This is a genomic window from Pauljensenia sp. 20925_1_25 (assembly GCF_041433955.1).
Lineage (GTDB): Bacteria > Actinomycetota > Actinomycetes > Actinomycetales > Actinomycetaceae > Pauljensenia.
In genome coordinates this window covers 1-5578 of the sequence record NZ_JAPWCL010000037.1, presented here as the reverse complement: position 1 = coordinate 5578, position 5578 = coordinate 1, and the positions used below count along the sequence as shown (strand labels likewise).

The 5578-nt window shown below is 63.7% G+C and carries 4 protein-coding genes and 1 pseudogene; all 5 read right to left on the bottom strand.

What is annotated here, in order from left to right; translation table 11 throughout:
* Positions 1-305 (bottom strand): annotated as a pseudogene (locus O3932_RS10340) (aminodeoxychorismate lyase); the annotation flags it as partial.
* On the bottom strand, positions 302-790 hold the full coding sequence (gene ruvX / locus O3932_RS10335) for a Holliday junction resolvase RuvX (protein WP_083836203.1): 489 nt from the start codon (positions 788-790) through the stop codon (positions 302-304). The gene ruvX and the pseudogene O3932_RS10340, both read right to left, overlap by 4 nt.
* Positions 787-3495 (bottom strand): alanine--tRNA ligase, encoded by a 2709-nt coding sequence (gene alaS / locus O3932_RS10330; protein WP_371538284.1) that lies wholly within the window; start codon positions 3493-3495, stop codon positions 787-789. Before alaS ends, ruvX begins: the two co-directional genes overlap by 4 nt.
* A 119-nt stretch (positions 3496-3614) precedes the next feature.
* On the bottom strand, positions 3615-4238 hold the full coding sequence (rpsD, locus tag O3932_RS10325; protein WP_009056277.1) for a 30S ribosomal protein S4: 624 nt from the start codon (positions 4236-4238) through the stop codon (positions 3615-3617).
* Positions 4239-4363: 125 nt separating this feature from the next.
* The coding region (locus tag O3932_RS10320; RefSeq protein WP_371538282.1) for a replication-associated recombination protein A at positions 4364-5578 on the bottom strand (1215 nt) is incomplete at its 5' end.

Sequence of the window (5578 nt, the reverse complement as noted above, 5' to 3'; positions counted from 1 at the left end):
GGGTCAGACGAGGCCTGAGGACGCCTCTCGCCGCCACGCACCGACGTAGGGTCAGACGAGGCCTGAGGACGCCTCTCGCCGCCACGCACCGACGTAGGGTCAGACGAGGCCTGAGGACGCCTCACGCTGCCACGCACCGACGTAGGGTCAGACGAGGCCTGTGCGGACCCCCTGCTGCCGCGCGCCGACGTGGGGTCGGATGGAGCCGAAAGCTGTTCCTCGTTCGGAGCATCGGAGTACACCTTCCGCTGGCCGGAATGAATTTCGCGGCGCGAACGGAAGGGATATTTGGGGGGCGTACTCATCGATTCGCTCCTTCGCTGGTCTCGAGGATGATCTCCTCGCCCGGCGCGCGACCGCTCATGCGTTCGAGCTCAAGGGCCTGTTCAAGGATGATCTGTGCCGCAACCTGATCGATCACGCTGCGGTGTTCGTATTCCGGAATTCCAGACGCGCGTAAACGCGCATGCGCCTGGTTCGATGTCAGCCGTTCGTCCACCATTGCGACGCGAACGTCCGGCACAAGCTTCTTGAGGCGGCGCGCATACTTGCGCGCCCCCTTAGCGGAGACTCCTTCGCCGCCGCGCAGGTGCCTGGGCAGACCCACGATCACCTCGATGGCATCGTGTTCGGTGACAATTTCGGCCAGGGCAGACAGGTCCGACAGATCGGGTGCGCGCGTCAGCGTTTGGACCGGCATCGTCAAGATGCCGTCAGGGTCGCAACGGCTGACGCCGACACGAACGGTGCCGACGTCTACGCCGATGCGAATACCCCTGCGCAGGCTCACAGGGCCTCGATCTGCGAACGAATCGCATCAAGTGCGGTCGGGATGCCCTCGGGCTTTGTGCCGCCACCCTGGGCGATATCGTCGCGGCCACCGCCGCCGCCACCCATGTACTTACCGACGGCGCGCACAAGCGCGCCTGCCTTAACGGAGGCCTCACGGGCACCCTCGTTCGTCGCGATGACCAAGGAAGGTTTACCGCCGACAAGACCGGCAAGCGCTACGACGGCACCGCGCTCGTTGCCCATGCGGTCACGAACGTCCAGAGCCAACGTACGCAGTGCGTCAGCCGACGGCATCTCACCAACGGCAGAGGCGACGAGGCTGACCTTACCCACGCGCTCGGAGGCAGCAGCGAGTTCACCGCCGCGGCGCAGCGCCTGCTCGGTACGGATCTTGTCCAGTTCCTTCTCGGACTCGCGCAGCTTGATGAGCAGAGACTCAATTCGCTCGGGAAGTTCGTCGGCACGCCCGCCCACAAGCTGAGACAGCTGGGAGACCAACGCATGTTCCTTCGCCTGGAACTCATACGCTCCGTCGCCAACGAGGGCCTCGATGCGGCGCACACCGGAGGCAACGGATCCCTCGCCAAGCACCGTCACACGGCCAATATGGCCCGTCGTAGGCACGTGGGTGCCACCGCACAGCTCACGGTCGAAGCCATCGCCGATTGTCACAACGCGAACCTCGGAACCGTACTTTTCGCCGAAGAGAGCGATTGCGCCCATCTCCTTGGCCTTCTCGATGCTCATGACCTCCGTTGTGACGGGGAGATCCTCAGCGAGCTTCTCGTTAACAAGAGCCTCAATGTCGTTCAGCTGGGATCCGGCAAGCGCGCTCGAGTGACGGAAGTCAAAACGCAGGCGCGACGGCGAGTTCTCTGAACCCGCCTGATCCGCATTCTCGGACACGACATTGCGCAGGCCCGCGTACACCATGTGAGTAGCGGTGTGGGCGCGAGCAATCGCGAGGCGACGCTCGCCGTCAATCTCGGCGTAGGCCTTCTCCCCCACCGTCATGCCGCCCTCGGTCAGGGTGCCACGGTGCACGCTCAGGCCTCGGATCGGGGCCTGCACGTCATGAACCTCAACGACGCCGCCGCCCGCGAGTCGAATCGTACCGTGGTCAGCCAGCTGGCCGCCCATCTCGGCGTAGAAGGGGGTGCGGTCCAGGATCACCTCAACCTCAGAGGGAGCGGTGGCTGCCGGGGCCTCCACGCCATCGACGAGAAGCGCCTCAACCGTGGCCTCGGATGCCTGCTCGGTGTAACCCAGGAACGTCGAACCGCCGCCCATCGCCTTTTCGATGTCATGGAAGACGCGGACGTCGGTGTGTCCGGTCTTCTTCGAGCGGGCGTCGGCGCGTGCACGCTCCTTCTGCTCGGCCATGAGGGTGCGGAAGCCCTCTTCGTCAACGGACACGCCCTGTTCGGCGGCCATCTCAAGGGTCAGATCGATCGGGAACCCGTAGGTGTCGTGTAGCGAGAACGCGGAGGCACCAGAAATAACGGGGGCACCCTTCGACTCCTTCGCGCTCGCAACCGCAGCGTCCAGGATCGTCGTACCGGCGCTGAGCGTGCGGCGGAACGCGTCTTCCTCCGCGAAGGCGACCTCGGAGATCGTCTTCCAGTTCGTCTCCAGCTCAGGGTACGAGGCCTTCATCGCGTCCTTCGAAGCGGTGAGCAGGGTAGGCATGGTTGCCTCGTCGACACCCAGGAGACGCATCGAGCGGACCGCGCGGCGGATCAGGCGGCGCAGCACGTAGCCGCGGCCATCGTTACCGGGGCGCACACCGTCGCCGATCAGCATGAGCGAAGAACGCACGTGGTCCGCCACGACACGCATACGTACGTCATCGTCGTAGGCTGCCCCGGCCTCGGGACCGGCTGCACCCAAACCGTAGCGCTTGCCACTCATCTGCATGGCGGCCTCAATGACGGGGAAAACCTCGTCGATCTCGTACATGTTGGGCTTGTCCTGCATGACGAAGGCCAGACGTTCCAGGCCGGCACCCGTATCAATCGCCTTTTTGTCCAGCTCACCCAGGAGCGGGTAGTCCTTGCCGGTTCCCTCACCGCGCATGAACTGGTCGAACACAAGGTTCCAGACCTCGAGGTAACGGTCGCCGCCCGGATCCACGGTGCCGCCCACAGCCTCGGGGCCGTACGCGGGACCACGGTCGTAGTGCCACTCGGCACAGGGGCCGGCGGGGCCGGGCTGGCCCGTATCCCAGAAGTTCTCCACGCGCGGCAGGCGCACAATGTGCTTGGGATCCATGCCGACCTGCTTCGTCAGGACGTTGAGAGCCTCCTCGTCCTCATCCCAAATCGTCACCCAGAAACGGTCTCCGTCGAGGCCATACTTGCCCTCGTCACGCGAACCCGTCAACAGATCCCACGCGAAGTTAATAGCACCTTCCTTGAAGTAGTCACCGAAGGAGAAGTTACCGTTCATCTGGAAGAACGTACCGTGGCGAGTCGTCTTACCCACGTTGTCAATGTCGTTGGTACGAATGCACTTCTGCACCGACGTAGCCCTGGGCCACGGCGCAGGCTCAACGCCCATGATGTAGGGAATGAAGGGGACCATGCCCGCGATCGTAAACAGAATCGACGGCTCCGGGGACACCAGGGAGACGGAAGGACAGACCTCATGACCCTGCTTCTCGAAGTAGTCGAGCCAACGGGTGCGGATTTCAGACGTACGCATAGTGCCCCATGTTAGTCCGTCCCCACCTCTGTGGGCACATCGGCACGCATAAGCAGACTGTGGGATAAAGAAAATCGCGCCCCCGAGCGCGTAGCTCGGGGGCGCGACTATGACAAACGTCAGCGCGAGTAGTGCTCGACGACCATCTGCACGTCGACGGTCACGGGGACCTCAGCGCGCTTCGGGCGACGAACCAGGGTCGCCTTCAGACGGGACAGCTCGACGTCCAGGTACTCGGGGACAGCGGGCAGCACGTCACGGTGAATACCCTCAGCGGCAATCTCGAAGGGGACCGTGGTCTGCGACTTGGGCTTGACCTGGATGGTCTGACCGGGCTTCACGCGGAAGGAGGGGCGGTCGACGATCTTGCCGTCAACGAGGATGTGGCGGTGAACGACCACCTGACGGGCCTGCTGGATGGTGCGGGCGAAGCCAGCGCGCAGGACGAGGGCGTCCAGACGCATCTCGAGCAGCTCAACCAGGTTCTCACCAGTCAGGCCAGCGGTGCGGCGAGCCTCTTCGAAGGCGCGGCGCAGCTGCGACTCACGGATGCCGTACTGGGCGCGCAGACGCTGCTTTTCCTTCAGACGAACGGCGTAGTCGGAATCCTGGCGGCGACGGGTACGGCCGTGCTCACCGGGACCGTAGGGGCGCTTCTCGAAGTAGCGAACGGCCTTGGGGGTCAGGGCCAGGCCGAGGGCGCGGGACTCACGCACCTGCTTGCGGGAACGATTCGTTGCCATGAAATCTTCTTCCTGTTTCTCATGTCATGTCAGGGTGGATCCCCAACATGGGGCCAACTCCAGAACCGGAAGCGGTTCGTCGGCTAAGGCCCCAGGTGCCCGCTCGTGCGGACAACTGTTCTATCCTAGCGTCTTTTCAACAGACTACGAATGGCAGCAAGCCTCTTCGTGAGGATCGCCTCATGTCCATTCTCTGTTGGCTCGTAGTAGCGGGTATCTTCAAGGTCGTCGGGAAGATATTGCTGAGCAGCTACATGATGCGGATGGTCGTGAGCGTAGAGGTAACCCTCGCCGTGCCCCAGCGTCTTTGCCCCCGCGTAGTGAGCGTCACGCAGATGCTCGGGCACCGCTCCCCCGCGTCCCTTCCGAACGTCTGCCAACGCCCGATCAATGGCCAGGTACGTGGCGTTCGACTTGGGTGCCGTCGCCACCGCAACAACAGCCTGCGCGAGAAGCAGGCGGGCCTCGGGCATTCCAATAAGAGCAACGCCCTGCGCGACGGCCACACACGTGGACAGCACCTCGGGCGCAGCCATCCCAATCTCTTCAGAGGCAGCTATCATGATACGTCGCGCGATGAAACGCGGATCCTCCCCTGCCTCAATCATCCGCGCTAAGTAGTGCAGCGCCGCATCAACGTCCGATCCGCGCATCGACTTGATAAAAGCACTCGTGACATCGTAGTGCTGGTCACGCCCCCAGCGTACGAGCGCCTGGTTAGCAGCAGCCTCGACACTGGCAACCGTGATCTCACCGGACCCGTCATCGCTGGCCACCCCAGCCGCCGCCTCCAGCAGCGTCAGAGACTTACGGGCGTCCGAGCCAGCCAAGCGAACCAACCCAGCCACGGCCTCGTCTGTCATCGCGAAGCGGCCCGCAAGCCCACGTTCATCGGACAGCGCCCGGCGAACGAGACCTTCAAGCGCCTCAGACTCAAGCGGACGCAGCGTCAAAAGGAGCGAGCGAGACAGCAGCGGAGCAATCACAGAGAAGGACGGGTTTTCCGTTGTCGCCGCGACCAGCACTACCCATCGGTTCTCCACCGCTGGAAGAAGCGAATCCTGCTGCGACTTGGAGAAGCGGTGCACCTCATCCACAAAGAGGATTGTTTCCTCGCCACTGCTCGCCAATGTCCGGCGCGCACCGTCCACGACCCGACGCACGTCGCCCACGCCCGATGAGACAGCGGATAACTCAACAAAGCGTCGACCCGACGCCCTGGCGATCAAATACGCGAGCGTCGTCTTACCCGTTCCCGGTGGACCCCACAGAACCACGGACGATACCGACACACCATCTCGAGAGCCGGGCGACAGGAGGCGACGCAGCGGAGCTCCCTC

Coding starts and splice junctions, on each gene's coding strand:
- alaS (WP_371538284.1), bottom strand. CDS start 3,495: ATGCGTACGTCTGAAATCCGCACCCGTTGGCTCGACTACTTCGAGAAG.
- rpsD (WP_009056277.1), bottom strand. CDS start 4,238: ATGGCAACGAATCGTTCCCGCAAGCAGGTGCGTGAGTCCCGCGCCCTC.